The sequence below is a fragment of the Ruegeria sp. H8 genome (assembly GCF_056532905.1).
Map to the genome: position 1 here is coordinate 801,142 of NZ_JBQFNY010000001.1, position 23,304 is coordinate 824,445.

Genomic DNA, 23,304 nt, shown 5'->3' on the forward strand with positions numbered 1-23,304 from the left:
TGTTTGATACCCAAAGGGTGCAACCTTTTGGAAAGGACTCTTACGTGATGACCAAAAACATGGGTGGGCTCGACAAAACGCTTCGGATCGCATTAGGCGCCGCGCTTATTCTGGGGGCTCTGTTGGGATACGGAACCTGGATGTGGATCGGCATCGTGCCGTTGGTCACCGGTCTGCTGAATTCATGCCCGATATACTCGGTGTTGGGCATCAGCACCTGCCCAACCAAGAAAAATTGACTGGGAAGGCGGTGGAGTGAAGGCAGCCTGAAGCCGCCTACTCCGCCGCCACCCGATCCGGGTTGAGCATGGTTTTCAGATACCTACCGGTATGGCTGCGTTCGACTTGAGCGATCTCTTCGGGTGCTCCGACGGCTACGATCTCACCACCGCCGTCGCCGCCTTCAGGCCCGATGTCGATGATATGGTCGGCGGTTTTCACCACGTCCAGATTGTGTTCGATCACCACGACGGTATTGCCCTGATCGACCAATTCATGCAGCACTTCCAACAGCTTGCGTACATCTTCGAAATGCAGACCCGTGGTCGGTTCGTCCAGAATATAGAGCGTCCGCCCGGTTGATCGTTTCGACAGTTCCTTGGACAGTTTGACACGCTGCGCCTCACCACCCGACAGCGTGGTCGCCTGTTGACCCACCTTGATATAGCCAAGACCAACGCGGGCCAGCGCATCCATCTTGTCGCGGATCGATGGCACCGCCTTGAAGAACTCCTGCGCGTCTTCCACCGTCATATCAAGCACATCCGCAATGGATTTGCCCTTGAACTTGATCTCGAGCGTCTCGCGATTGTACCGCGCGCCCTTGCAGGTTTCGCAGGTGACATAGACGTCGGGAAGGAAGTGCATCTCGATCTTGATGACGCCGTCCCCCTGACAGGCCTCACAGCGGCCGCCCTTCACGTTGAAGCTGAAACGGCCCGGCTTGTATCCCCGCGCTTTCGCCTCGGGCAGCCCGGCGAACCAGTCTCGGATCGGAGTGAAGGCCCCGGTATAGGTTGCCGGATTCGACCGCGGAGTCCGCCCGATCGGGCGTTGATCGATATCGATGACCTTGTCCAGATGCTCCAAACCCTTGATTGTCTCACACGGCGCAGGCGTCTGCCGCGCGCCATTCAGGCGCATCGAGGCGGTCTTGAACAACGTCTCAATCGTCAGGGTCGACTTACCGCCGCCAGATACACCCGTGACACAAACAAACTTGCCCAAAGGAAATTCGGCCGTCACGTTTTTGAGGTTGTTGCCCGAAGCCTTTACCACCGTTACCTTTTTCTTGTTCCCCTTGCGCCGCTCGGCGGGCACCGGAATCTCGCGAACGCCCGACAGGTACTGCCCCGTGATCGAGGCCGCATCCGCTGCGATCTGCTCAGGCGTGCCGTGGCTGACCACCTGCCCGCCATGAACGCCGGCGCCGGGGCCAATGTCGAACACATAATCGGCTTCGCGGATGGCTTCCTCGTCATGTTCGACAACAATCACGGTGTTGCCCTGATCCCGCAGATTCTTTAGCGTACCAAGCAACCGGTCATTGTCACGCTGGTGCAAGCCGATCGAGGGCTCGTCCAACACATAAAGAACCCCGGTCAGGCCCGATCCGATCTGGCTTGCCAAACGGATACGCTGACTTTCGCCGCCTGACAGGGTTCCACTTGAACGAGATAGCGTAAGGTATTCCAAACCAACATTATTCAGGAAACCCAACCGCTCGCGGATTTCCTTCAGAATGGCCCGGGCGATCTCATTCTTCTGAGCGCTCAGATGGTTCGGAGCATCCTCGATCCAGGCAAGCGCTTCGCGGATGGACATTTGTACCACCTGACCGACATGCAGCCCCGCGATCTTCACGGCCAAGGCTTCGGCGCGCAGACGATACCCTTCGCAGGTGCCGCACGGGCGGTTGTTTTGGTACCGTTCGAATTCCTCGCGTATCCACGCGCTATCCGTTTCGCGATAACGCCGTTCCATATTCGGAATCACGCCTTCGAAGCTGCGTGTCACCTGGTACACCCGTCCGCCCTCGTCATAGCGGAACTGGATCTCCTCATCGCCCGAGCCCCGCAGGAACACCTGCTGCACTTTGCTGGGCAGGTCTTTCCAAGGCGTGTTCTTGTCAAACTCATAATGACGCGCGATGGCCTCAATGGTCTGAAGGAAATACGGCGACTTGCCTTTCCTCCATGGTGCCAGGGCCCCGTCATACAGTTTCAGCGTCTGATCCGGCACCACGAGACGCTCGTCAAAGAACAGCTCGACCCCCAAGCCGTCACAATCCGGGCAAGCTCCGAATGGCGCATTGAACGAAAACAGGCGCGGTTCAATCTCCGGGATTGTGAAACCGCTGACCGGGCAGGCAAAATTCTCGCTGAAGGTAATCCGTTCCGGCTCTCCTTCTCGTGGGGCGGTTTCCAGAATCGCGATTCCGTCCGCTAGATCCAGAGCGGTGCGCAGGCTATCGGCCAAACGCGTTTCCATGCCTTCACGAACAACCAGGCGGTCGACCACAACGTCAATATCGTGACGGAACTTCTTGTCCAATGTCGGGGGCTGATCCAGCTCATGGAACTCACCATCCACCTTTACGCGCTGGAACCCCTGCTTGCGCAGTTCCAGAAATTCCTTCCGGTACTCACCTTTGCGGTCGCGCACGATCGGAGCCAGCAGATAACCCCGCGTGCCCTCCTCCATCGCCATGATGCGGTCGACCATGTCCTGCACCTGTTGCGCCTCGATCGGCTGGCCGGTGGCCGGGCTGTACGGCGTGCCTGCGCGCGCGAACAACAGACGCAGATAGTCATAGATCTCGGTGACGGTCCCCACAGTCGAGCGCGGGTTCTTCGAGGTCGTTTTCTGTTCAATGGAGATCGCCGGAGACAGTCCACTGATATGGTCAACATCGGGCTTTTCCATCATGTCGAGAAACTGCCGCGCATAGGCGGACAGGCTTTCGACATAACGGCGCTGACCTTCGGCATAAATCGTGTCGAACGCCAGCGACGACTTGCCCGAACCGGACAGCCCGGTGATCACCACCAACTGATCCCGAGGGATGTCGACATCGATGCCTTTGAGGTTATGCTCGCGCGCGCCGCGCACCTCTATATTCTTCAGCTCAGCCATTTCCGGCCCCCAACAAACAAGTGGTTTAGAGATAGGCGAGCTTGCCCGAGTCTCCAACAGAAAAGTTAGAACATTTAGTGAACGTACAGGTTTTCGCCGACCAAATCAAACGATGTGCATGGAATCGAACAGCTCAATGCATGGCTGTCTGGCGGATTCATAATTTTGAGGAGAAAATGGCGCGGTTGACGGGGCTCGAACCCGCGACCCCCGGCGTGACAGGCCGGTACTCTAACCAACTGAGCTACAACCGCGCATCTATTTCATGGCCTTTATCCTGGACCAAGGTTGGCAGCGATGGCGCGGTTGACGGGGCTCGAACCCGCGACCCCCGGCGTGACAGGCCGGTACTCTAACCAACTGAGCTACAACCGCCCGCTGCATGTTCATTGCTGAACGTTTGGGTGTATTATGGCCACGGTCGGGCAGCGTCAAGCGGCGTTTTGCAGTTTTTTGTCAGAATCCAGTTTTTTGTTTGCCCGCTGTTTTTTGCCCGCGCGAATTGTTCAATTTCCCTTGCAGCGCACCCCCGCGGAAGATATGACCGCATGTCATGGGTGATTAGCTCAGTGGTAGAGCGCTTCGTTCACATCGAAGATGTCAGGAGTTCAAATCTCTTATCACCCACCATCCCTTTTTCGGATTTTCGCTTGAAACCAGCGGGCTTGCCATGTCGCGCGTTCGGCGGCTATCTTGCCCTATTTGGCCCGATCAAAGGCCACACACAAAGGCTGAGGTCACCATGACGGGGTTAAAGCGCGACATCGGCCTGCTGGGACTGACCTTCATTTCAGTCGGAGGAATCATCGGTTCGGGCTGGTTATTCGGCCCCCTTCTGGCCGTTCAGCATGCAGGGCCCGCGGCCACGATCTCGTGGATAATCGGCGCGGTTGCCATGTTCATATTGGCCATCACCTTCGCAGAGATTTCCGCCATGCTGCCCATTCCCGGAGGGATCGCGCGCGTGCCTCAGTTTTCGCATGGCAACATCGTATCGATGGCCATGGGATGGACCGCCTGGATCGGCTACAACACCACAGCGCCAATCGAAGTCGAGGCCATGCTGAAGTACCTGGCGCCGTATGCGCCCTGGCTGCATACGGCCGAGACAGGTGATTTGACCGGGGCGGGTATTTTCGTTGCGCTGGTTTTCATGCTGCTGTTCGTCGCGGTGAATGCGCTTGGGGTCAAGTTCTTCACGCGCGTCAATGCTGCGCTGACCTGGGCCAAGATCGCCATACCAGTTGTCCTGTCCATTCTGCTTGTCGCAAGCCGGTTCAACATCGAGAACTTCACCCAACCGGATGGTTTTGCGCCCTACGGCGCGCAGGGTATCATGGCCGCCGTTTCCACCGGGGGCGTTATTTTTTCATTCATCGGCTTTCGCCATGTGGTTGATATGGCTGGCGAAGTTCGAAATCCAAAATTTGCAATTCCGGCCGCATTGGTGTTGTCGATTGTTCTTTGCGCCGTCATCTACCTTGGCTTGCAAGTGGCCTTCATCGGTGCGCTGGACCCATCCATGCTGTCCAAAGGATGGGCACAGTTGAGCTTTGGTGGCGAAGGACCACTGGACGCTATCATCATGTCTGTCGGGCTAGTCTGGTTTCTGAGCCTTCTGAATGTCGGATCCGTGATAGGCCCCTTTGGAAACGGGCTGGTCGCAACCGGGTCGAACGCCCGTATCGCTCTCGCCCTTTCAAAAAACAGTTTCCTGCCCAAACGGTTGCAGGTTTTGTCGTCATTCGGGGTTCCGCTGTGGGCGCTGGGGCTGAACTTTCTGATCGGAACGGTTTTCCTACTGACAGTACCCTTTACCACCGTCATTGCCCTGAACGGTGCGGCCATCGTCTTGTCATTCGCCGTCGGACCCATAGCCGTGGTATGCCTGAGAAACCTTTTGCCAGATCATCCCAGATCGATCCGAATACCGGCCGTACGCCTTGTCGCACTGTCCGCTTTCGCCATCGCCACGATGATCGTCTATTGGAGCGGATGGGACACGGTCTGGCGGCTTGGCATCGCGCTGATTGTCGGGAAAATTCTGTTGCTGATCCGGTTCCGGGGACGTTTAGACGAAATGGACGTTACCGAGGCCCTGTGGCTTGTGCCTTATTTCTCAGGCCTTGGGCTGATCTCATTCCTTGGGCAATTCGGAGCCGGTTCGTTGAAGCAGATCCCGTTTGGGTGGGACCTTGTGCTTTGCGTCCTGTTTTCGTCGATCATTTTCGTTCTTGCCGTCCGCTCGGCTCTGCCACCCGATAAGTTCAATGAATACATAGCCGAAGAAGAAATACTTGATCCAAAGCAACCCGTCATTGGATTGTAAAAAAAGGCAGGGCATTCGCCCCGCCTTTTTCATTCGCTCAATCTGCTTAGTGTGCCGTGGCCGATGGCCCCGTCGCCTCTGACGAGGCTGCTGCGGCTGCGGCGGCCTCCTCGGCGGCTTCGTCCCATTCAACCGGCTCCGGTGTACGAACCAGAGAATGCTCAAGAACCTCCGAGACGTGCTTGACCGGGATGATCTTCAAGCCTTCCTTCACATTGTCCGGGATATCCGCCAGGTCCTTTTCGTTTTCCTCCGGGATCAGAACCGTCTTGATACCACCGCGCAACGCAGCCAGCAGTTTCTCTTTCAAGCCGCCGATCGGCATTGCGTTCCCGCGCAATGAAACCTCGCCCGTCATGGCGATATCCTTGCGTACGGGAATGCCCGTCAGAACCGATACGATCGATGTCACCATCGCCAGACCCGCTGACGGACCATCCTTGGGCGTTGCGCCATCCGGCACGTGCACATGGATGTCGATCTTGTCGAACTGAGGCGGCTTCACTCCGATCTTCGGAGAAATCGACCGCACATATGACGACGCCGCATCGATGGATTCTTTCATCACATCGCCCAGCTTGCCCGTCGTCTTCATCCGGCCTTTGCCGGGCAGCTTCAGCGCCTCGATATGCAGCAGATCACCCCCGACCGAGGTCCAGGCCAAACCGGTCACGACACCAACCTGATCGTCCTGCTCGGCCAGACCGTAACGGAATTTTGGCACGCCCAGGAACTCATCCAGGTTTTCAGGCGTGACCGTAACGGTTTGCGCCTCTTTCTTGATGATCTTGGTCAGCGCCTTCCGTGCCACCTTGGCGATTTCGCGCTCGAGGTTCCGCACACCGGCCTCGCGGGTATAGGTGCGGATTATCTTTTGCAGCGCCTCATCGGTCAGTTCGAATTCCTTGGCTTTCAGGCCATGGTTTTTGACCTGCTTGGCGATCAGGTGCTGCTTGGCGATCTCGCGCTTTTCATCCTCGGTATAGCCGGCCAGTGGGATGATCTCCATCCGGTCCAGCAAAGGCCCGGGCATGTTGTAGCTGTTGGACGTGGTCAGGAACATCACGTTCGACAGGTCATATTCGACCTCAAGATAGTGATCCATGAACGTGTTGTTCTGTTCCGGGTCCAACACCTCGAGCATCGCCGAGGCCGGGTCACCACGGAAATCCTGCCCCATCTTGTCGATTTCATCGAGCAGGATGAGCGGGTTCGTGGTTTTCGCCTTTTTCAGCGCCTGGATGATCTTGCCGGGCATCGAACCGATATAGGTCCGACGGTGGCCGCGGATCTCGGATTCGTCGCGCACCCCACCCAAGCTAATGCGAATGAACTCGCGCCCCGTGGCCTTGGCGACGGATTTACCCAAGCTGGTCTTGCCCACGCCCGGAGGGCCGACAAGGCACAGGATCGGGCCTTTCAGCTTTTTCGAACGCTGCTGAACGGCGAGATATTCGACAATCCGCTCCTTGACCTTTTCAAGGCCATAGTGATCGGCGTCCAGAATATCCTGCGCACGACCCAGATCCTTTTTGACGCGGGATTTGGTGCCCCACGGCAAAGACAGAATCCAGTCCAGATAATTGCGCACCACGGTTGCTTCGGCTGACATGGGCGACATGTTCTTGAGCTTCTTCAGCTCGCCTTCCGCCTTCTCGCGCGCTTCCTTCGACAGCTTGGTCTCGGCGATCTTGGCTTCCAGTTCGGCGATCTCGTTCGCGCCGTCCTCGCCATCGCCAAGCTCTTTCTGAATGGCCTTCATCTGCTCATTCAGATAATACTCGCGCTGGGTCTTCTCCATCTGGGATTTGACGCGGGTCTTGATCTTTTTCTCGACCTGCAAAACCGACATTTCGCCCTGCATCAGGCCATAGACTTTTTCAAGCCGCTCGCTGACGCTGAGTGTTTCCAGCAGGTCCTGCTTTTGTTCGACCTCGATGCCCAGATGGCCCGACACAAGGTCGGCCAGCTTTGCCGGCTCGGTGGTTTCACCAACGGCCGTCAGCGCTTCTTCGGGGATGTTCTTGCGCACCTTGGCATAGCGCTCGAACTCGTCCGCGACGGTGCGCAACAGGGCTTCGGTCGTGGTGACGTCACCCGGGATTTCGGTCAGATATTCCGCCCGCGCCTCGAAAAACTCTTCGTTTTCAAGAAACTCGGTGATCTGCACGCGCGCCTGCCCTTCGACGAGCACTTTGACGGTGCCGTCGGGCAGTTTCAGCAGCTGCAACACATTGGCCAGAACACCGGACTGGTAAATACCGTTCTCATCCGGGTCGTCGACGCTGGGGTCAATCTGGCTGGACAGCAGAATTTGTTTGTCATCCTGCATCACCTCTTCCAGCGCGCGGACCGATTTGTCTCGGCCCACGAAAAGCGGCACGATCATATGTGGGAACACCACGATATCGCGCAGCGGCAGGACGGGGTATGAGGAATTCAGAGGCTCTTGCATGCTCTATCCTTATCGTTGGCAAGATGGCGCTTGTCCCTCATCGAGGCAACATCCGGCCATCTCCTGTCTTGGACGATAAAGGTGGGGCCTCATCGCCCTTTTTCAACCTTATCGCCATGTATCGTTTCGCAGCATGAACCGAGGTTTTCGGGACTGCAAGATGTCCCGGGAACATATCCACCGAAATTAGTGTAGCATGCATATGCAATGCGCAATTTCGGGGTCAGAACACCTGCTGCACTGCCCGGGACAGAAAAAAACCGTGGCCATCCAGGTTGCGACATTCCAGACCTTTCGTGGAGGAGGTGCAGGTAAATCCTCCGAACCGACCGGTTACACCGTATTCCGCACGGTCAAATCCGTCCCGGCTCCGGTTCAGTGGCTGGCACAGCAATTCCACGGGACCGGTGTCGAACATCTGAAAATCATGCCCCCAGTCAGATTGACAGTTCGCGGGGCGCGGCAACGCCGGAGGGCCGTATCTTTCTATGATCGTACACCGAATGTCCGAGGTCTCGGCGCTTTCCCCCACCGAACACTGAATGTTTTCGGATGGGGTCTCAAAGGTCCAGACGTCAGCAACGGCAGGGGATGCGCAAAAAATGACTGCGCCGAGGAAAAAGCGGAACATCAAAAATTCTCCGGGTCACAAACAAAACAACTTTGAACAAAGTGGTTTCAGAATACCGGAAAACCCCGCAATTGTCACCTGAACGGACAGGTTACAGGGGTTCGATGTCGCCCTGTGCGCGTTGCGCGTGGAACGCGGCCTGCCACGCCTCGAAGGAGCCTTCAGCGACCGCGTCCCGCATGCCCTGCATGATTTCCTGAAAGTAATGCAGGTTGTGCCAGGTCAGCAACATGCCCGAGATCATCTCGTTGGCGCGGAACACATGGTGCAGATAGGCACGTGAATAGTTCGAACAGGCCGGGCAAGTACAGTTTTCATCCAGCGGGCGCGGATCATCCGCATGACGCGCGTTCTTGATGTTCACCACGCCATGGCGCGTGAACACCTGACCGGTACGGCCCGAGCGCGAGGGCAGAACGCAATCCATCATATCGATCCCGCGCGCCACTGCTCCAACTATGTCATCCGGCTTGCCAACGCCCATCAGGTAACGCGGCTTGTCCATGGGCAGGAAATCAGGCGCGTAATCGAGACAGTCGAACATGGCCTCCTGCCCCTCGCCCACTGCCAGACCGCCAACGGCGTAGCCTTCGAAACCAATCTTCTTCAACGCCTCGGCGCTTTCTTCCCGCAGATCCCGCTCCAGACCGCCCTGCATGATTCCGAACAGAGCATGCCCCGGACGATCCCCGAATGCGTCACGGGACCTCTCGGCCCAACGCATCGACAAACGCATAGACTCGGCGATCCGGTCGCGATTTGCAGGCAATGCAGGGCATTCGTCAAAGCACATCACGATGTCGGAACCCAGAAGGCGCTGAATTTCCATTGATCTTTCTGGCGTCAGCTCGTGCTTCGATCCATCAATATGGGATTTGAAGGTCACACCCTTTTCGGTCAGCTTGCGCAAACCGGCCAGCGACATGACCTGAAACCCCCCCGAGTCCGTCAGGATCGGCCGGTCCCAGTTCATGAACTTGTGCAACCCGCCCAGGCGATCAATCCGCTCGGCCGTGGGGCGCAGCATCAGGTGATAGGTGTTGCCCAGCAGAATGTCGGCCCCGGTGGCCCGGACGCTTTCCGGCATCATCGCCTTGACTGTCGCCGCGGTACCAACCGGCATGAAGGCAGGTGTCCGCACCTCGCCACGCGGAGTGCTTATGACACCGGTGCGCGCCTTGCCGTCTGTGGCCTTGAGCTTGAAAGAGAATTGCTGGGTCATGTCATCGCCTCGGATCGCCGAACCGGGCAGGATTTGCCCGATCCGATCGGTCTTTGCAACCCGTCAGGGCAAGGATGCAACGCGGTCAGTAAACAGACGCACGACACCCGCCCCATCCACATCACGACAAACATGAACTGCGGGACGATCCAGGTCAGGTTGCGTCGCACCCATCCGGTCGCCTTCCGTCACAACACGCAGCCCGGTTTCGACCATGTCGAACATGGCCCCGTGCGAACAGGCGATCACGGCAGTTGAATCATGCAGGCCGCACCCTTCCAATCCGCCGATTTCTTTATAGAATTTCAAGTAAAACCGAGAGATATCACGCAGAAAAGATCCCATGCCGTCCGATTTTTGAGCTAGCGCGTCGAAATCCGCGGTCTCGTAAAGTGTTTTCAGGGTAACGTCCAAACCAACCAGCACGGTCTCGGGCGGTGCGGAAAAGACCGCATCTGCGGCAACCGCATCGTGATAGATGTTGGCTTCTGCATGGTCGGTAACGTTGCCCTTGCAGTAGACGGCACCGCCCATGATCACCAAACGGCCGAGATTACCGGCAAATTCCGGGTCCAATCGCATGGCGTTGGCAATGTTGGTCAGCGGTCCGACCGCACATACCACCAACTCGTTTTTGTGCATCCGGGCCATCTCGGCCAGAAACTCTGCGGCGGGAAGATCATGGTTCCGTCCGATCTCGGGAATCTCGGTCAGATCGCCAAACCCTTCGGGACCATGGACATGGTCCGATGGGACGTGCATGTCAGCCCCCAGAGGGAAAGGCGCGCCTTCCGCCACCGGAAGGTCCAGGCCCAGCTTGTCCAACAGGAAACGGGCATTGCGGCTGGACTGATGAACATGCGTATTGCCGAACACCGTGGTCAGGCCGATCAGGTCAAACTCAGGCGCAGCGGCGGCATAGGCGATCGCCATGGCATCGTCGATGCCGGGGTCTGTATCGATTATCAGTTTCATCCCCGCCCGATACCGCAAGCAAGCCGGGATGCAAAGCAGTCACAGCAGTTCGGTTCAATGCTGAATTCCCGCAGTGAGGCGTTTGCATCCGCCGGCTTTCCCTCCATACCAGAGTTGAAATCGAGCGACTCGATCCCCATATGTATACCATAGTACACAATAAAAAGAGGACAGAATGACCGAAGATCAGATCATCGGACTGCTTTCGTCAAACATCATTTACCTGCTGGCCGCCGTGCTGGTGGTCATCGTTATTTTCAAGGGCATCAAGATCGTTCCGCAATCCGAAAAATACGTGGTTGAACGGTTTGGAAGACTGCATTCGGTGCTGGGCCCCGGCATCAATTTCATCGTTCCGTTACTGGACGTTGCCCGCCACAAGATCTCGATCCTTGAACGCCAGTTGCCGAACGCGACACAGGACGCGATCACCAAGGACAACGTGCTGGTGCAAATCGACACCTCTGTCTTCTACCGCATTCTCGAACCGGAAAAGACGGTCTATCGTATCCGCGACGTTGATGGAGCGATTGCCACCACGGTTGCCGGTATCGTTCGTGCCGAGATCGGCAAGATGGATCTGGACGAAGTGCAGTCGAACCGTGCACAGTTGATCACACGCATTCAGGAAAGCGTTGAAACCGCAGTGGATGATTGGGGAATCGAAGTGACCCGGGCCGAGATACTGGATGTGAATCTGGATCAGGCCACCCGCGATGCCATGCTGCAACAGCTGAACGCAGAACGCGCCCGCCGTGCGCAGGTGACCGAAGCCGAAGGCCAAAAACGCGCCGTCGAACTGCACGCCGATGCCGAGCTGTACGCAGCGGAGCAAACCGCCAAGGCGCGACGCATTCAGGCCGAGGCTGAGGCATACGCGACAGGCGTCGTCGCCAAGGCCATTCAGGACAATGGCATCGAGGCTGCGCAGTATCAGGTTGCACTGAAACAGGTTGAAGCCCTTAATGCTTTGGGCAACGGTTCCGGCAAGCAGACCATAGTCGTGCCTGCCAATGCGCTCGAAGCCTTTGGTGACGCGTTCAAAATGCTCAAAGGAGGTAGATAATGGCTGATCCCTTTTGGCTGACCTGGTGGATCTGGCTGGCCGCCGCTCTGGCTCTGGGGATCCTGGAAATCGTTCTGCCCGGATTCATCTTTTTGGGCTTTGCGATCGGGGCCGCGATCACCGGCCTTATCCTCGTCATCCCCGGCCTGACACTGTCATTGCATGTGCTCGCGCTGATCTTCGCAGTGTTGTCGTTGATCGCATGGCTTATCCTGCGCAAGCTTTTTGCCTTGCCGCATGGTCAGGTCAAAACCTTCACGCATGACATCAATGACTAAGACACTGTGACGCTCACCCGAGCGTCACGCCCCTACTGGACGCTGTTGCTGGTATTCCCTATATAATCACTCAGGCAACTGACCCGAGGCAAAGATGACCCACCCGAGCGAACAGTTTGAAGGCACCCCGTTGATTGCGCCGTCAACGATTGAACACCCGCTGTACGAGGCAGTCGTCGAAGCGTGCCGCACGGTTTACGACCCGGAAATTCCGGTCAACATCTATGACCTGGGCCTGATTTATACGATCGACATTTCTCCGGACAACGCCGTGAAGGTAATCATGACCCTGACGGCACCCGGATGTCCGGTCGCGGGCGACATGCCCGGCTGGATTGTCGAGGCGATTGAGCCTGTTGCGGGCGTCAAGGAAGTCGATGTCGAACTGACCTGGGAACCGCCCTGGGGCATGGAGATGATGTCTGATGAGGCGCGCCTGGAATTGGGCTTTATGTAGCCATCAGGCACTTGCCCTGCCAACTGTCACGAAAGCTTGGCATTTTCGTCACCTTATCGTGCAGCCCCTGTCACACTCCTGACGGATAACATCTGAAGGTGGCATTCGCGTATGCGGTGCCGTCGGCTGGGTATGCCATGACCGCCCCCCGCTTCCCAGCTCAAGAATATGGGCCGTTCTTGCCCGAGAGCGGTCCTTTTTTGTTTCGACAACGACGATCAATTCAGATTGCAGGTTTCCTTGATCTCTGCCGCTCTGGCATCCAATTGCTTGACGTAGTCACCTGACAGCATTTGCAGCCTTTTTTGCTCGGTTCCCGTGACCAGCCCCAACAGAGCCCCGGCAGGTGTTATGGCAGCAATGCTTTCCAGTTGTTTGTCTTCCGCATGTTTCTTTTCCGATGCAATCGCGCGCAGATCCCCTTCCGCCGTTGCACAATTCACCGGGTGCCGTTCGGATCCCGTGGCCGCCCAAGCTTCGTTGGACATCACACACACGCTTACAGAAAAAAGTGCGGCCGCAAGAAAAGCTACTTTAACTTTCGACTCTAAATTATTCATTTTTCTACCACTTCATGTCTTTCCATCTATTCGGACGGGGTTCCAAAACTTCATTAGACCGATGCTAACCCCGCCTCCCGTATCAAAGCAAGTTTGCGGAGCGGCTGTGCGGACACGCCAGAGCTTTCCAGCGAATTCAAATTCTTTGCGCCACATTGCCTTGAGCAAAACAGCCTGGGACCCTAAATTGGGTGTAACGCGCGACAACGGAGATTTACATGTTCGGCATCCCCGGCAAACAGGCTGTGACCATGACGCCCAAAGCCGCAGAGCAGATTACCCGCCTGATGAATTCGGGCGGCCACGCTGGTTTGCGCATCGGCGTCAAAAAAGGCGGCTGTGCAGGCATGGAATACACCATGGAATATGTCGATCAGGCAGATCCTCATGACGAAGTCGTCGAACAGGACGGCGCGCGCATCATGATTGCGCCAATGGCCCAGATGTTTCTGTTTGGAACCGAAATCGATTACGAAGTGTCGTTGTTGGAATCCGGCTTTAAGTTCAAGAACCCGAACGTCGTCGACGCCTGCGGATGCGGAGAGTCGATCAAATTTGACGAAAGCATCGGCCAACAAGGCTAAGCCCGCCTCATCCCTTTTCATTTGAATGTCGCATGCGGACCGATCTTCGATGTTTCCGTCCGGGATCAGCATGCGAGCAGAATTGTAAGATGATGCCGACAATGCTATCCGCATGCTAAAATCATCGGATGATCAGGGAGATACCAAAATGCGGCAGAAGCTGGCGGCTGGAAACTGGAAAATGAATGGGACCGGCGCTGAATTGACCGAGTTGAAGGCGCTGTCTCAGATCCACCCGGCAGCATCGGTGGATATCTTGATTTGCCCACCGGCAACATTGCTCAGCCGCGCATCAATTGCCGTTCAGGGCACCGCCATCTCTGTCGGTGGTCAGGACTGTCATGCCGCAAAATCAGGCCCGCATACCGGAGATATCAGTGCGGATATGCTGGTGGATGCCGGTGCAACATCGGTCATCCTGGGCCATTCCGAACGCCGCGTGGACCACGGTGAACATGATGAAGATGTGCGGGCCAAGGCGCGCTCAGCGATGGATGCAGGTCTGAAGGCGATCATTTGCGTCGGCGAAAGCCTTGAGCAGCGCGAAGCGGCCAATACGCTCGACATCATCGGCGGCCAGATGTCCGGGTCGATCCCGGATCAGTCGACCGGCGAGAACCTGATCGTCGCGTATGAACCGATCTGGGCAATTGGCACCGGCAAAGTTCCCACCCTGGAAGAAATCGGGGAAGTTCACGACTTCATGCGCGCCCGGCTGGAGCGCCGCTTTGGCGAAGGCGTGGGCCGTTCTGTCCGCCTGCTTTATGGCGGTTCGGTGAAACCCAGCAACGCGGCGGAAATATTTTCGGTTTCCAACGTCGATGGCGCACTTGTGGGCGGGGCCAGCCTGAAAGCGTCTGATTTCTCGGGAATCATTAAAGCGCTGGAAAGCGCCTAATTCCAGACTTCGTCCCGCAGTTTCTTCGGTCCAAGGGTCGGTTTTTCAGTAGATCGCCGCTTCAACGCGTTGCGGTCAGGGTTGTTCACTACAACAGGCCCCTCCCCTTTGATCGTACAAAAATCCTGCCTTGCGCACGAAACTCCGTGAGTTGACGAAGATACGCGGGATTCCGAACTGAGCGATGGGAGGCGAACAAATTACACTGGGTAATGGCGAGGTATGCGGGAACAGATTTTCTGACGCCCCGCCTTGCGCAGGGCATCCAGCTCTTCCAGCACGGTCGGGTTGCCGCCCTGTACAGGCTGATTGCGACCTTGTGAGACAAATCCGCCATCCCGCGCCAGAACCGATCCGATGCGAAATCCGCCGTTAACAAATCCGGCCTTTGCCTTTTTAGAAGCCACACAAAATGCGTTTGTCAGAGCCGGTCAAAATTCCAAGCTCCGCTTCGTGTGTGTGCTGCAAACTGCCGAAGTACTTTGGCTTGGCCAGTCAAGGGCTTCAGGAAAGCTTCATCACCACAAGGCCTGTCACGATCAGAACCGCAGCTGCGATCCGCGCAGGTGTCAGGGCTTCGCCAAGAAACAGAATACCGACACTGAACGCCCCCACCGCACCGATCCCAGTCCAGATTGTGTATGCGGTGCCCAACGGTAAGTCGCGCATTGCAAGCGCCAGCAGACCAAATGAACCCAACATCGAAACGCCCATCACGGCCGTCGGCCACAATCTGGTGAAACCGGCCGACTGCTTCATGGCAACCGCCCAGACAATTTCCAAAAGGCCAGCAAACAGAAGAAAGATCCAGGGCATAAGACAACCTCATATCCGTACGGGTCGTCCCGAATGATGTCCCAGAAAGCAGAGGTCGTCCTCTTTGCCTCAGATAAGAACCCATCGCGCGGTTTCAAGACACGAAAAAGCCGGGCAGTTGACACCACCCGGCTTTGTTCAGTTTTCAGACAGTCTAGTTGGTTATTATTTCCGGCCCCATGAACGTGTTGGGCAGGAAGGTCGATATCCACGGAATATAAGTCACCATGATCAGGAAGACGAACAGCACCGCAAGGAACGGCAGCGCCGCCTTAACAACGCTCATCATCGGCATACCCGCAACACCCGAAGTCACGAACAGGTTCAGACCGACCGGAGGCGTGATCATCCCGATCTCCATGTTGACCACCATGATGATACCCAGATGGATCGGGTCGATGCCCAGCTCGATAGCGATCGGGAACACCAGGGGCGCCACGATGACCAGCAGACCAGACGGTTCCATGAACTGACCGCCGATCAGAAGGATCACGTTCACCACGATCAGGAATGCGACCGGGCCAAGGCCCGCCGACAGCATCGCTTCGGCGATATGCTGCGGCACCTGTTCGTCAGTCAGAACATGCTTGAGGATCAGCGCGTTGGCGATCACGAAAAGCAGAGTGACAGTCAGCTTGCCTGCCTCGAACAGCGTATGCTTGGTGTCCGGGTGAAAGAAAGCCGTGATCAGCGCATAGGGTTTTTTCAGCAGCGGCACGTTCTGTGTGCCTTCTTCCGTGCTTAGCGGGCCCATGTCCTTGTACACAAAGCTGGCAATGAAGAACGCGTAGACTGCGGCAACTGCGGCGGCTTCGGTCGGCGTGAAGATGCCACCATAGATACCACCCAGAATGATGACGATCAGGAAAAGACCCCAACCGGCCTCACGGGCCGAGGTAAAAATCTCTCCCCAGCCTTTCCATTCACCCTTGGGCAGGTTCTTGACCTTGGCCATGACATAGATGGTGATCATCAGCATCAAACCAGCCATCAGACCGGGAATAACCCCCGCAAGGAACATGCGCCCAACCGAGACTTCAACAGCGGCGGCATATACGACCATGACGATGGACGGAGGGATCAGAATACCCAGTGTCCCCGCGTTGCAGATCACACCGGCGGCAAATTCCTTGGAATAGCCCACCTGACGCATCCCCGCGATGACGATCGAGCCGATGGCGACCACGGTCGCCGGGGACGACCCGGACAGGGCTGCGAACAGCATACAGGCAAAGACGCCCGCAATCGCCAGCCCGCCGGGCAAATGCCCGACACAGGCGATCGAGAACCGGATGATCCGTCGTGCGACACCACCTGTAGTCATGAAGGACGACGCCAAAATGAAGAACGGGATCGCCAGCAGGGTAAAATGCCCTTCAAAAGCCTCGAACAGCGTGCCCGCGACAGAAGCGAGTGAACTGTCTGAGTAGATCAGCAGAAACAGGGTCGAGCTGAGGCCAAGCGCAACCGCAATCGGCACACCGATCAGCAGCAGGCCGACGACCATCGAGAAAAGAAGTACGACGTCCATCAGTTGTGCTCTCCTTGCTGAGCGCGGACTTCTTCGATCTCGTCCTCGACTTCGTGGCTGGCGACAAGGCGATCCGTTTCGCCACGCCAGATCTGAACGGCAACCTGGGCGAACCGGATCACCAGCAGCAGCATCGATACCGGCAGCACCAGATAAGGCACCACTTTGGGAAGCTTCTCGTACCCTTCGCCATAGTTGATCAGGTCTTCCAGAAACCGCAGCGGAGCGACCATCGGGATATCGTCCACCTCATAGAAGCTCTGGCTGCGGGCGTCGAAGTTGAACCCGGTCGGGAACCAGCGTCCGGATGTCGGCGGCAGATCCGCGAAAACCGCCCAATAGTCATAGGCGCCCTTCAGCAGCAGCAACGAAAACACCAGACAGCACCCCACGGCGATGAGCGCCAGAATGCGACGCGGCGCTGGGGCCAGCATGTTCAGGATCGCATCAACACCCAGATGAGAGTGTTTCTTGACCGCGTAAGAGGCACCAAGCAGCACCAGCCAGCCAAAAGTGAACACCGTCAGTTCAAGCGCCCACAGGATATTGGAATTGAAAACAAACCGCGCGATCACGTTAGCAAATGTCACGACCGTCATCAGGCCCAACAGACACGCGATCAGGGTTTCTTCGATATGGTCGACCAGCCCGCCTTGGCCGGAATTCGCACCAGACATCTTTCTGTCCCCGCATTTTTTGTGATGAGAGAGTGTTGGGCGGGCTTGTTCAGCCCGCCCGGCCAGCGCGTCGAATACTCCCCAGTCCCCGGACGCGCGGCCTTTGGCCAGATTCAGAAGCCGGCGTTGATGGCCTGAGCCGCGTCGATCTTGTCCTGACCCACGTCACCTGCGAACTGGTCCCAAACAGGCTTCATCGCATCAACCCAGGCCTGACGCTGTTCCGGGGTCAATTCGCGGATGACACCGCCTGCTTCAACGATCGAAGCTTTGGCTGCTTCGTTCACGGCAAAGGCCTCTTTGTTCCGTGTTTCCGTGACTTCAGCCAGAATGGTCTGGAACTGGTCACGTACGTCCGGATCCAGGCTGTCCAGCCAGTCCACAGAGGTTACGACCAGATAGTCGATGATGCCGTGGTTGGTCTCGGTGATGCCGTCCTGCACTTCGAAGAACTTCTTGCCATAGATGTTCGACCAGGTGTTTTCCTGACCATCCACAACCCCCTGTTGCAGCGCGCCGTAAACTTCCGAGAACGCCATTTTCTGCGGGCTGCCACCAATGGCCTCCATCTGTGCCACCAGAACGTCCGAAGACTGCACGCGGAACTTCAGACCGTTTGCATCCGACGGATCGACCAGCGGCTTGTTGGCCGACATCTGCTTCATGCCGTTGTGCCAGAAGGCCAGCCCCTGAAGGCCACGGCGCTGCATGCTGTCCTTCATCGCCTGACCATCGGCCGAAGCCTGGAATGCATCCACAGCATCGATGTTCTTGAACATGAAAGGCAGGTCAAACAGGCGGAACTGCTTGGTGAACTTCTCGAACTTTGACAGTGACGGCGCGGCCAGCTGTACGTCGCCCTGCAACATCGCCTCCAGCACCTTGTCGTCGTTGTACAGGGTCGAGTTCGGATAGACCTCCATGCACATCACGCCGTTCATCTCATCATTGACGCGCTGTTCCAGCAGCGATGCGGCAATGCCCTTGGGGTGTTTGTCAGTGTTGGTCACATGCGCGAACTTGACGACGATTTCACCATCGTCACAGGCTGCCATCCCTGCGGTGGCTGTGACTGTCAGCGCCAGAGCGGTTGCTGCCGTTGTCAGGAATTTCATCTGTCTTTTCCTCCCAGACTTCCTTGAAACTGTCCTTCGACACCAATTCGGTATCAGATGCAGCGAAGTGAAACGAATCGGCACGATCCACTCAACGATTTGTTTTTTGCTCCTCGAGTTTCTATTTAGTGATTTTATTTCCTAAGGTTATGAACCGTTCTGCAATGGATACTTGACGCACTCGAAACCCCGAGTGCGAAATTCCGCACAGCAATCTTCCAGTTTGTGCGGAAATCCGCACACCCTGCGAATCAAAACACCCGAATCAACTGGCGCGAAACCGCAGCCCGCGACAGCGGGCTGCCCGGCCCAACAGCTTTAGACGCATGTTAAAACGGAAAAAGGTGGCGGGAGCCCGACCGTTACCGCCGGTAATCCTCGGCCCGAATCTGGTACCGTGCCAGCTTGTCGTAAAATGTCTTGCGCGGCAGTTTCAATGCCTTCGCCGCATCTGATGCCTTACCGTTGTGACGACCCAGCGCCGCGATGAGCAGCGACCGCTCCACCCGCGCCATCTGTTCGCTGAGCCCCAGATCAGTTGCCTGCGCGACTTCTTCCGGCATTCCCAGCACGAAGCGCATCGCGGCTGACATCAGGGATCGCGCATTCCCCGGCCAGTCGCTGGCCATTAGCGACGCCAGATGCTCGGACGAGATTTCCGGCGCCACGATCCCCGCCTGTTCTGCGGCCTGTGCAACGTAATGGCGGAAGATCACCGGAATGTCGTCGGGGCGTTCTGCCAGCGATGGAATACGCACCCGCATGACATCCAGCCTGTAAAACAGGTCTGCATTGAACCGGCCTTCAGAACTCAGCGCTGAAAGATCAGCGGTCGTTCCCGCAATGATACGCCCGCCTGGTCCATGCTCGATGATCTCCAACGCCGCAAATTGCGTGGTATGGGGCATGGCCGAGACTTCGTCCAGAAACAATGACCCACCTGCCGCATCTTCACAGCTCTCGGCCAAGTCGTCGGGGCTGAGGCTTGAGGCCGTGCGTTTGACAAATGGTCCCTGCCCTGCTGGCGACATCAGATGCACGACCTCGGCGACCTTCGAGATGCCGCTGCCTGGCGGTCCTGTCACAAGAACTTCGGCACCTGTTGGCGCGACGGTCCGAACCCGTTCGCGCAGGGCCTCGGCCTGCGGCGACAGTCCGAACAGCAAACGCGCGGCGGGGTCTCCTCGTTCCAACTCGGATTTCGCTGCTCTTTGCTCCAACACCTGCGAACGGGTTGCAAAGGCGCGTTCAAGCACCTCCAGAAGATCGGACGCGGCGCACGGCTTTTCCAGAAAATCGAACGCACCCTTTCCCATGGCATCGACGGCCATGGGAATATCGCCCTCACCCGTCAGAAGAACCACGGGAAGATCCGGATCGACCTCTCGGGCATAAGACAAAAGGTGGAACCCGTCCCGCCCCGGCATGCGGATATCCGAGATGATGACACCGGGAAACGCGCGGCTGATGTGATCCTTGGCCGCCACAAAGGATCCAGCGGTCGTTGGCTGATAGTCCGCCAATTCCAGAGTTTGAGACAGGGCCTCGCGTACGGCGGCATCATCATCGACCAACAAAACCCTGCGCATCACGCGGCCTCTTCCTTGTCGCAGGGTTCCAGTTCGACGGTAAACATGGCCCCATCCGCCGTGTTCGCGCCGCGTATGTCCCCACCAAAGCTTTGAACCAGCCCGTAGGAAATGGAAAGCCCCAGCCCCAAACCTTCTGACGATCCGACGCTTTTCGTGGAATAGAAGGGCTCGAACATCCGGTCGGGGTCTTCAATGCCCGGGCCAGTATCCTGCAAGGAAACGCTCAATCGTGCGCCTTTTCGCAGCGTTATCGTAATAATCCGTTTTGGTCGCCCCAGCATTGCATCCGCCGCATTGTTGATCAGGTTCACGAACACCTGCACCAAACGTACTTCACCCCCCCAAACATACACAGCGCCATTCGGGGGGGTCCAGTTCAGGGTTACATCGTCGTCGCGCAGGCGGGCCTCGGTCAGTTCAACAGCGGTGTTGAGAACCTGTATCAGGTCAACCCGCCCCATCGGTTCGCTTTCGTTGCGAGCAAAGGCGCGAAGGTTCTTGATGATCCGCGCCATCCGCGCCGCCATTTCCGAGATCCGGCCCAGATTCTCGGCAGCCATTTCAGGTTTTCCCCGCGTCATGAACGCTGAACCGTTATCCGCAAATTGTCGTATGGCCATAAGCGGCTGGTTCAGTTCGTGGCTGATGCCCGCCGACATTTGCCCCAAAGCGCTGAGCTTTCCCGCCTGCACCAGGTCTGCCTGGGCCCGCCGCAGCGCCGCTTCGGCTTCTTCCCGTTCCGCCACTTCCTTGCGCAAACTGGCATTTGCCACTGTCAGGTCATGGGTTCGTTTGGCCACACGGCTTTCCAGAACGGCATTCGCTTCGGCCAATGCCCGCCGCCGCTCCATGGCTAGAAAGAGCATGGCCCCAAAGGCCAGACAGATCGCTGCGACGGCCGCCGCCTGAAGCCTGGCAAGCTGAAGGGCCGGCGCCACGTCCACCAGAACCTCGGCAGTCATGTCGATCACCGGCAAATCAAGGGTCAGATGCAGCGCATCGCGCGGCAGGTAACGCCCCCAGTTCAAATGCCACAACTCGTGCCTGCCGACCTGTTTCGAAGAAAAATCGACGGCCGCACCATCTGGCGGCGTCAATCCCGCCTCACCGTCCGCCCGGCGCCAGAACAGCAGGTCGGATCTGTTGGAAATGAAAACGACACCATCTGAATCGACAAAGAAAACCGCCTCGGTACTGCCGCGCCACGTTTGTTCAACGTCCTGAACATCAGCAACGACCATCAACGCGCCTTCGATCTGGCCAGACGGGCCAAAAGTGGGGGCGGCATAGGAATAGATCCGGTCTTCGCCCGAAGGTACAACCTCATGCGCACTGCCCAAGGCGCCCTGCATCGCACGGCGGAAAGCCGGATGATGGGCCATGTTGCGCTGGGACACAGGCTGCGCCGATACCAGCACGTGTCCGTTCGTATCCAGATACATCATGTTTACGGCGGCCGTTTTGTCAGCGACGTCCAGCAGCGTTGCCCGGGCTTGGCGAATACCGGCCTGCGTATCCAGTTCATGCAAAACGGGATGAGTTGCCATCAGTACGGCAAGTTCCTGATACACTTGCATCTGCGTGCTCAGCCGGTCAGCCGCCAGCTCAAGATCTGCCTCTGCCTTCTCGCCCAGCTGAGACAGGGCCTGTCGATATCCATAAGACCAGACAAACCCCGACATTAGCCCAACGGCGAGCAAGAAACCGGAAATGAACCAAACCCTGTGCATAGACAGGGTCTTGCATTCAATGCGCCGCATGGCAAGTGTGCGGCGCATGAAGTCTTTTTCGCAATCACCGACAGACCCGGGTTTCGTCCAAAACCCCTACCCGTTCTACGACAAGGCGCGAGGCTCGGGCGATCTGTTCTATTGGCAGGACTATGGTGTGGTCGCCGCGGTTTCAAACCGCGCGGTTCGCACCCTATTTCGGGACCGCAGATTTGGCCGCGAGGTACCGCCCGAACTGGCAGAGCAAGGTCCCGCCCATCTGGCGCCCTGGCTGGCCATCGAGGCCCATTCACTGCTTGAGGCAGAACCGCCAAGGCACACACGCCTTCGATCATTGGTGATGCGCGCCTTCACGTCACGGGCGATTTCTGCGCTGCAACCTTCCATCAAAGATCTGTGCCACGGCCTGATCAAGGACTTCCCTCGGAACACGTTCGACCTGTTGGAAGCCTATTGCACTCAGGTTCCGGTGGTCACGATCTGCCGGCTTCTGGGCGTCCCCGAAGCCATGGCGCCCGATCTGTTGCAGTGGTCTCACGATATGGTTGCCATGTACCAGGCCAATCGCACGCAGGACACCGAAGACAGGGCCGCCAAATCATCTCGGGAATTCACCGAATTCCTGAAGGAATACATAGAGCTGCGGCGCAATGATCCACGGGACGACCTGATAACCCGGTTGATAAGCGCCGAGGAAGAAGGCCAGAAACTGTCACTGGACGAGCTGGTTGCCACCTGCATCCTGCTGCTCAACGCAGGCCATGAGGCTACCGTGCATTCACTGGGGAACGGGGTGAAAACCCTGTTGCAGACCCGTACCGCCCCCGACGCCTTGGCACCGGATGGACTCGACGCAACCATCGAAGAAATCCTGCGCTATGACCCGCCTCTGCACATGTTCACACGTTACGCGTATGAGGACGTGGATCTGTTCGGCCATTCATTCAAACGTGGCGATCAAGTGGCACTGTTGCTTGGCGCGGCCAACCGCGACCCCGCTGTCTGGGCTGAACCGAACACGTTTCAGCCGAGCCGTCCGATTGAAGTCAACACAAGCTTTGGGGGCGGAATTCATTTCTGCGTCGGCGCACCTCTGGCGCGTCTTGAAATGCGGATTGCTTTGCCGATCCTGTTCGAAAGCTGTCCAAACCTGAAACTGGCTGCGCCGCCGCTTTACTCGGACAGCTATCACTTTCACGGGCTGAATCAGCTGCTGGTCAGACGTTAGCCATCACATTTCGCATATCTACACG

At 57.3% G+C, this 23,304-nt stretch carries 21 protein-coding genes and 3 tRNA genes; 9 read left to right on the forward strand and 15 right to left on the reverse strand.

The genetic code is table 11. The annotated features are described in order from the left end of the window. Positions 1–47: 47 nt before the first annotated feature. Positions 48–239, forward strand: a complete 192-nt coding sequence (locus tag ACR0A2_RS03970; protein WP_152457858.1) for a YgaP family membrane protein — start codon at positions 48–50, stop codon at positions 237–239. A 37-nt stretch (positions 240–276) separates the two neighbouring features. On the opposite strand, the gene uvrA is transcribed toward ACR0A2_RS03970, so the two are convergent. The 3 genes from uvrA to ACR0A2_RS03985 all read right to left on the reverse strand — a co-directional run bounded on the left by uvrA (position 277) and on the right by ACR0A2_RS03985 (position 3,510). Then, the gene (gene uvrA, locus ACR0A2_RS03975) at positions 277–3,135 is read right to left on the reverse strand and encodes an excinuclease ABC subunit UvrA (RefSeq protein ID WP_152457857.1); all 2,859 of its coding nucleotides are present in this window, start codon (positions 3,133–3,135) and stop codon (positions 277–279) included. A 177-nt stretch (positions 3,136–3,312) separates the two neighbouring features. After that, positions 3,313–3,389 (reverse strand) — tRNA-Asp (locus ACR0A2_RS03980). A gap of 44 nt (positions 3,390–3,433) precedes the next feature. After that, positions 3,434–3,510, reverse strand: a tRNA-Asp gene (locus ACR0A2_RS03985). 180 nt (positions 3,511–3,690) lie between these two features. Between ACR0A2_RS03985 and ACR0A2_RS03990 the strand changes: the two genes are divergently transcribed. Continuing rightward, positions 3,691–3,765, forward strand: a tRNA-Val gene (locus ACR0A2_RS03990). A 112-nt stretch (positions 3,766–3,877) separates the two neighbouring features. Beyond that, positions 3,878–5,464 (forward strand): APC family permease, encoded by a 1,587-nt coding sequence (locus tag ACR0A2_RS03995; protein WP_480834116.1) that lies wholly within the window; start codon positions 3,878–3,880, stop codon positions 5,462–5,464. Between the two features lie 46 nt (positions 5,465–5,510). Here the strand turns inward: ACR0A2_RS03995 and lon are convergent, their stop codons facing one another. The 4 genes from lon to ACR0A2_RS04015 all read right to left on the reverse strand — a co-directional run bounded on the left by lon (position 5,511) and on the right by ACR0A2_RS04015 (position 10,747). Beyond that, a complete protein-coding gene (gene lon / locus ACR0A2_RS04000; RefSeq protein ID WP_480834117.1) occupies positions 5,511–7,919 on the reverse strand; it encodes an endopeptidase La in 2,409 nt (802 codons plus the stop codon). A 223-nt stretch (positions 7,920–8,142) separates the two neighbouring features. Beyond that, a complete protein-coding gene (locus ACR0A2_RS04005) occupies positions 8,143–8,550 on the reverse strand; it encodes a DUF6636 domain-containing protein (protein ID WP_152457854.1) in 408 nt (135 codons plus the stop codon). A 91-nt stretch (positions 8,551–8,641) separates the two neighbouring features. Continuing rightward, positions 8,642–9,772 (reverse strand): tRNA guanosine(34) transglycosylase Tgt, encoded by a 1,131-nt coding sequence (gene tgt, locus ACR0A2_RS04010; protein WP_480834119.1) that lies wholly within the window; start codon positions 9,770–9,772, stop codon positions 8,642–8,644. 63 nt (positions 9,773–9,835) lie between these two features. Continuing rightward, a complete protein-coding gene (locus ACR0A2_RS04015) occupies positions 9,836–10,747 on the reverse strand; it encodes a nucleoside hydrolase (RefSeq protein WP_480834120.1) in 912 nt (303 codons plus the stop codon). A gap of 175 nt (positions 10,748–10,922) precedes the next feature. On the opposite strand from ACR0A2_RS04015, the gene ACR0A2_RS04020 reads away from it, so the two are divergent. The 3 genes from ACR0A2_RS04020 (at position 10,923) to ACR0A2_RS04030 (ending at position 12,548) form a co-directional block, all read left to right on the forward strand. After that, a complete protein-coding gene (locus ACR0A2_RS04020; RefSeq protein ID WP_171168338.1) occupies positions 10,923–11,813 on the forward strand; it encodes an SPFH domain-containing protein in 891 nt (296 codons plus the stop codon). Next, entirely contained in the window at positions 11,813–12,091 is a 279-nt protein-coding gene (locus ACR0A2_RS04025; RefSeq protein ID WP_171639573.1) for an NfeD family protein, read from the forward strand. The genes ACR0A2_RS04020 and ACR0A2_RS04025 overlap by 1 nt, the downstream gene beginning before the upstream one ends. 94 nt (positions 12,092–12,185) lie before the next feature. Then, entirely contained in the window at positions 12,186–12,548 is a 363-nt protein-coding gene (locus ACR0A2_RS04030; protein WP_152457849.1) for an SUF system Fe-S cluster assembly protein, read from the forward strand. Positions 12,549–12,766: 218 nt separating this feature from the next. Here ACR0A2_RS04030 and ACR0A2_RS04035 read toward each other — a convergent pair whose 3' ends face one another. Then, a complete protein-coding gene (locus ACR0A2_RS04035; RefSeq protein ID WP_480445000.1) occupies positions 12,767–13,036 on the reverse strand; it encodes a hypothetical protein in 270 nt (89 codons plus the stop codon). A 290-nt stretch (positions 13,037–13,326) separates the two neighbouring features. On the opposite strand from ACR0A2_RS04035, the gene ACR0A2_RS04040 reads away from it, so the two are divergent. After that, positions 13,327–13,692: a HesB/IscA family protein gene (locus tag ACR0A2_RS04040; protein ID WP_171362933.1), complete on the forward strand. Its 366-nt coding sequence runs from the start codon at positions 13,327–13,329 to the stop codon at positions 13,690–13,692. Positions 13,693–13,840: 148 nt separating this feature from the next. Further along, positions 13,841–14,590, forward strand: coding sequence for a triose-phosphate isomerase (tpiA, locus tag ACR0A2_RS04045; protein ID WP_480834121.1), 750 nt, complete (start codon positions 13,841–13,843; stop codon positions 14,588–14,590). Between the two features lie 200 nt (positions 14,591–14,790). On the opposite strand, the gene ACR0A2_RS04050 is transcribed toward tpiA, so the two are convergent. The 7 genes from ACR0A2_RS04050 to ACR0A2_RS04080 all read right to left on the reverse strand — a co-directional run bounded on the left by ACR0A2_RS04050 (position 14,791) and on the right by ACR0A2_RS04080 (position 22,099). Beyond that, entirely contained in the window at positions 14,791–14,997 is a 207-nt protein-coding gene (locus tag ACR0A2_RS04050; RefSeq protein WP_480834122.1) for a hypothetical protein, read from the reverse strand. A 97-nt stretch (positions 14,998–15,094) separates the two neighbouring features. Then, positions 15,095–15,406 carry a DMT family transporter gene (locus ACR0A2_RS04055; protein WP_171328559.1) on the reverse strand — a complete coding sequence of 104 codons (312 nt, stop codon included), beginning with the start codon at positions 15,404–15,406 and terminating at the stop codon, positions 15,095–15,097. A gap of 154 nt (positions 15,407–15,560) precedes the next feature. Beyond that, positions 15,561–16,937 carry a TRAP transporter large permease gene (locus ACR0A2_RS04060; protein WP_480834124.1) on the reverse strand — a complete coding sequence of 459 codons (1,377 nt, stop codon included), beginning with the start codon at positions 16,935–16,937 and terminating at the stop codon, positions 15,561–15,563. Continuing rightward, positions 16,937–17,614 carry a TRAP transporter small permease gene (locus tag ACR0A2_RS04065; protein WP_152457843.1) on the reverse strand — a complete coding sequence of 226 codons (678 nt, stop codon included), beginning with the start codon at positions 17,612–17,614 and terminating at the stop codon, positions 16,937–16,939. Before ACR0A2_RS04065 ends, ACR0A2_RS04060 begins: the two co-directional genes overlap by 1 nt. Before the next feature lie 113 nt (positions 17,615–17,727). Further along, positions 17,728–18,729, reverse strand: coding sequence for a DctP family TRAP transporter solute-binding subunit (locus ACR0A2_RS04070; protein ID WP_171116152.1), 1,002 nt, complete (start codon positions 18,727–18,729; stop codon positions 17,728–17,730). A 362-nt stretch (positions 18,730–19,091) separates the two neighbouring features. Continuing rightward, the gene (locus ACR0A2_RS04075) at positions 19,092–20,321 is read right to left on the reverse strand and encodes a sigma-54-dependent transcriptional regulator (protein ID WP_480834125.1); all 1,230 of its coding nucleotides are present in this window, start codon (positions 20,319–20,321) and stop codon (positions 19,092–19,094) included. After that, positions 20,318–22,099, reverse strand: a complete 1,782-nt coding sequence (locus ACR0A2_RS04080; RefSeq protein ID WP_480834126.1) for a sensor histidine kinase — start codon at positions 22,097–22,099, stop codon at positions 20,318–20,320. Before ACR0A2_RS04080 ends, ACR0A2_RS04075 begins: the two co-directional genes overlap by 4 nt. Here ACR0A2_RS04080 and ACR0A2_RS04085 point away from each other — a divergent pair. Continuing rightward, positions 22,098–23,279, forward strand: a complete 1,182-nt coding sequence (locus ACR0A2_RS04085; RefSeq protein ID WP_480834127.1) for a cytochrome P450 — start codon at positions 22,098–22,100, stop codon at positions 23,277–23,279. The two genes, ACR0A2_RS04080 and ACR0A2_RS04085, sit on opposite strands and share 2 nt — an antisense overlap. Positions 23,280–23,304 lie beyond the last annotated feature (25 nt).

What these genes read in the sequence shown, in the direction of transcription:
- ACR0A2_RS04040 (WP_171362933.1), top strand. Translation starts at nt 13,327, where the DNA reads ATGTTCGGCATCCCCGGCAAACAGGCTGTGACCATGACGCCCAAAGCC.
- ACR0A2_RS04070 (WP_171116152.1), bottom strand. Translation starts at nt 18,729, where the DNA reads ATGAAATTCCTGACAACGGCAGCAACCGCTCTGGCGCTGACAGTCACA.
- ACR0A2_RS04065 (WP_152457843.1), bottom strand. Translation starts at nt 17,614, where the DNA reads ATGTCTGGTGCGAATTCCGGCCAAGGCGGGCTGGTCGACCATATCGAA.
- tpiA (WP_480834121.1), top strand. Translation starts at nt 13,841, where the DNA reads ATGCGGCAGAAGCTGGCGGCTGGAAACTGGAAAATGAATGGGACCGGC.
- uvrA (WP_152457857.1), bottom strand. Translation starts at nt 3,135, where the DNA reads ATGGCTGAGCTGAAGAATATAGAGGTGCGCGGCGCGCGCGAGCATAAC.
- ACR0A2_RS04035 (WP_480445000.1), bottom strand. Translation starts at nt 13,036, where the DNA reads ATGTCCAACGAAGCTTGGGCGGCCACGGGATCCGAACGGCACCCGGTG.
- ACR0A2_RS04005 (WP_152457854.1), bottom strand. Translation starts at nt 8,550, where the DNA reads ATGTTCCGCTTTTTCCTCGGCGCAGTCATTTTTTGCGCATCCCCTGCC.
- tgt (WP_480834119.1), bottom strand. Translation starts at nt 9,772, where the DNA reads ATGACCCAGCAATTCTCTTTCAAGCTCAAGGCCACAGACGGCAAGGCG.
- ACR0A2_RS04025 (WP_171639573.1), top strand. Translation starts at nt 11,813, where the DNA reads ATGGCTGATCCCTTTTGGCTGACCTGGTGGATCTGGCTGGCCGCCGCT.
- ACR0A2_RS04015 (WP_480834120.1), bottom strand. Translation starts at nt 10,747, where the DNA reads ATGAAACTGATAATCGATACAGACCCCGGCATCGACGATGCCATGGCG.
- ACR0A2_RS04055 (WP_171328559.1), bottom strand. Translation starts at nt 15,406, where the DNA reads ATGCCCTGGATCTTTCTTCTGTTTGCTGGCCTTTTGGAAATTGTCTGG.
- ACR0A2_RS03970 (WP_152457858.1), top strand. Translation starts at nt 48, where the DNA reads ATGACCAAAAACATGGGTGGGCTCGACAAAACGCTTCGGATCGCATTA.
- ACR0A2_RS04020 (WP_171168338.1), top strand. Translation starts at nt 10,923, where the DNA reads ATGACCGAAGATCAGATCATCGGACTGCTTTCGTCAAACATCATTTAC.
- ACR0A2_RS04060 (WP_480834124.1), bottom strand. Translation starts at nt 16,937, where the DNA reads ATGGACGTCGTACTTCTTTTCTCGATGGTCGTCGGCCTGCTGCTGATC.
- ACR0A2_RS03995 (WP_480834116.1), top strand. Translation starts at nt 3,878, where the DNA reads ATGACGGGGTTAAAGCGCGACATCGGCCTGCTGGGACTGACCTTCATT.
- ACR0A2_RS04030 (WP_152457849.1), top strand. Translation starts at nt 12,186, where the DNA reads ATGACCCACCCGAGCGAACAGTTTGAAGGCACCCCGTTGATTGCGCCG.
- ACR0A2_RS04080 (WP_480834126.1), bottom strand. Translation starts at nt 22,099, where the DNA reads ATGCGCCGCACACTTGCCATGCGGCGCATTGAATGCAAGACCCTGTCT.
- lon (WP_480834117.1), bottom strand. Translation starts at nt 7,919, where the DNA reads ATGCAAGAGCCTCTGAATTCCTCATACCCCGTCCTGCCGCTGCGCGAT.
- ACR0A2_RS04085 (WP_480834127.1), top strand. Translation starts at nt 22,098, where the DNA reads ATGAAGTCTTTTTCGCAATCACCGACAGACCCGGGTTTCGTCCAAAAC.